Source organism: Curtobacterium sp. P97, assembly GCF_023712445.1.
Classification (GTDB): domain Bacteria; phylum Actinomycetota; class Actinomycetes; order Actinomycetales; family Microbacteriaceae; genus Curtobacterium.
This window is the reverse complement of the sequence record NZ_JAMAYF010000197.1, coordinates 1-408: the sequence shown is the minus strand read 5'-3', so window position 1 is coordinate 408 and position 408 is coordinate 1. Positions and strand designations below refer to the sequence as shown.

Here is a 408-nt window from a genome sequence, read left to right as displayed (position 1 = left end):
ATTCTGATAATGCAGCTGAATTATGAACTCGAATTACAGTTGTCACCGCAGGACGGCCATCCAAGGGCGCCGAGCTTGGCCACGAGGAAAAACAACGAGCGTCCGTTCTCATACGAACATTAGCGGAGGCGCTAGCTGAGCCCTGAGGAATTACGATAATGGGGCTTCTAATTGCAGAGCTAGTTTCAACAGAACCGTTTGCCGTTAATTGCACCGGTTGACCATCATCTCCATAAAAGTTGGGAATAATCTTCGCGCGGGTCTTATTCGCCGTTCGTATCATCAATTCAATGGCAAATTTCTCCAACAAACAGGCTGAACGAAACTCCACAACAAAATCAGGATCTTGGAAGACTGGCAGCGTTTTATGTTCAATATAATCAGCTATTTCCGAGGATGAAATTGATA

At 45.3% G+C, this 408-nt stretch carries 1 protein-coding gene; it reads right to left on the bottom strand.

Going from position 1 to position 408, the window contains the following annotated elements:
• A partial coding sequence (locus M3677_RS17630; protein ID WP_251161230.1) for a hypothetical protein occupies positions 1–408 on the bottom strand: 408 nt, incomplete at both ends.